The sequence below is a fragment of the Oleiphilus sp. HI0086 genome, assembly GCF_001635225.1.
The window spans coordinates 1-1,910 of the sequence record NZ_LWFZ01001022.1 but is presented as its reverse complement, the minus strand read 5'-3'; the positions used below and the strand labels follow the sequence as shown (position 1 = coordinate 1,910).

3 protein-coding genes and 1 pseudogene are annotated in these 1,910 nt (G+C 41.4%); 2 read left to right on the top strand and 2 right to left on the bottom strand.

What is annotated here, in order from left to right:
* Positions 1–219, top strand: a pseudogene (locus A3756_RS18295) (short chain dehydrogenase); the annotation flags it as partial.
* Between the two features lie 216 nt (positions 220–435).
* Positions 436–1,038, top strand: coding sequence for a peroxiredoxin (locus A3756_RS18290; protein WP_068515509.1), 603 nt, complete (start codon positions 436–438; stop codon positions 1,036–1,038).
* A 59-nt stretch (positions 1,039–1,097) separates the two neighbouring features.
* On the opposite strand, the gene A3756_RS18285 is transcribed toward A3756_RS18290, so the two are convergent.
* Positions 1,098–1,307: a hypothetical protein gene (locus A3756_RS18285; RefSeq protein WP_068515507.1), complete on the bottom strand. Its 210-nt coding sequence runs from the start codon at positions 1,305–1,307 to the stop codon at positions 1,098–1,100.
* 151 nt (positions 1,308–1,458) lie between these two features.
* Positions 1,459–1,910: diguanylate cyclase (locus A3756_RS18280; RefSeq protein WP_156490583.1), on the bottom strand; the 452-nt coding region annotated here is incomplete at its 5' end.

The following is a 1,910-nucleotide window of genomic DNA, read 5'->3' as shown; positions in this document are numbered from 1 at the left end:
ATTGTGCATCGACCAAAGCGTATCGCTACACGCTTGGGGACTTTTGCTGCAGTACTTCACTCATTAGCTCCTAAGGTTGGTGAGATTGTAATGAATACTGGCTATAAGATGTTCCCTGATTCAGCTGCGGCTCAAGGTAAGGGGCAAGCTAATGAAAAGCCAAAAGTTTCAACAGAGCAGGTTGCATTCGCTGCGATCATGCGTGGTATTCACTGGTAAGGCGTTTTGTCTAGCTAGTATTTGATGCTATGTAGTAATAGAAAAGGGGCTTCGGCCTCTTTTTCTTTTTTAGAAGCTTACTTTTTCAGAAAAAGTAACTAAGAAATGGTGTAATTATTTTTACTGGCTGTGTAATATAGGCACGTTGTTTTAACCACACTAAGAGATACGTTCTGTATCTCTATCGAATAAAACTTTTAAGGAAGGTAATAACTAATGAGTGTTTTAGTTGGTAAGCAAGCTCCTGATTTTACAGTATCTGCAGTACTAGGTGACGGTTCTATCGTTGATGAATTTACGTTTTCTGAAGCGACAAAAGGCAAGTATGCCTTGGTGTTCTTTTATCCATTAGATTTTACTTTTGTTTGTCCATCTGAGTTGATTGCTCTGGATCACAGAATGGATGACTTCAAAGCTCGTGGCGTTGAAGTTATTGGTGTTTCTATCGATTCTCACTTCACTCACAACGCTTGGAGAAACACTCCAATCAATGATGGTGGTATTGGTCAGGTAGGTTATACGCTAGCAGCAGACATGAACCACGATATTTGTAAGGCTTATGATGTTGAGTCAGAAGGTGGTGTTGCATTCCGTGGTGCATTTTTGATTGATACTAACGGTACTGTTCGTTCGCAAATCGTTAACGATTTACCGCTTGGTCGTAATATGGACGAATTGATTCGTCTAGTTGACGCGCTTCAATTCCATGAAGAGCATGGCGAGGTTTGTCCTGCAGGTTGGAATAAAGGTGACAAAGGTATGAACGCTTCTCCTGATGGCGTTGCTGCATACTTATCAGAGAATGCCGACAATCTTTAATGGTCGATAAGTCTTTGTAATATGAAAAAGCCCAACATTAAGTTGGGCTTTTTTGTTTTTTAGTGCTCTTGTTTTGAATAAAGTCGTTCAAAGCTCCATACGAGCATTATGGGGATGGTGATAGCTAGCGTTCCCATGCTGTAGTCTGATAAAGAGCGCTCAGTAATTCCATGAATCAAAAGCATGAAAATATCCAGGGTAATCAGCCCGAAAAGAGCGCCAGATATATAGTCGCTATAATCATGGTACCAAGGTGTGGCGTTACTCATTGTTGTTCTACCTTTCTTGTGTTTCAGGCAGTTGCTGTGCCCGATAGTTTTTATTTTTATTGTGACAAAAGCAGAATATCACGGTGTGTTGGTGCTGTAAGAGTATAGTCAGGGCTATCTCTTTGCTGCAAGTATATCTTGCAGGACTTGCTTAGTCTTCAAACCATACCTGATTTTCACCATTTTCTCGGGCTAGATACAGGCGATTGTCAGCATTTTTTAAAAGCTCAATTAAAGAGTTATTGTTGTTCTCGGTTATTCCTGCTGAAACAGTGAAGTTGAAGCTGAACTCATCTATCATAACAATATGGTCTTCAACTAGCTCCCTAAAGCCGTCTACAAGCTTTGCTGCTTGTTCCAGGCTTAGCCCTGCCATAAGTATTGCAACGTCAGAGTCGTTTATTCGAGCGTATTGGAAGCGATTGAATGCCTTTGGTAGCAGGGTGGTTAGATTGCGCATGGTGATATCGGGCGCATCCAGGCCGTGCTTGTCTTGAATGTTATGCATTTGGTCAACAGAGAGTAGAGCAACAGATACTGGGGTGCTCTGGCTTACGGCCTTTTCTAACTCTTTGTTCCCATCAAGAAAGAACTTCTGTTTGT

What these genes read in the sequence shown, in the direction of transcription:
- A3756_RS18285 (WP_068515507.1), bottom strand. Translation starts at nt 1,307, where the DNA reads ATGAGTAACGCCACACCTTGGTACCATGATTATAGCGACTATATATCT.
- A3756_RS18290 (WP_068515509.1), top strand. Translation starts at nt 436, where the DNA reads ATGAGTGTTTTAGTTGGTAAGCAAGCTCCTGATTTTACAGTATCTGCA.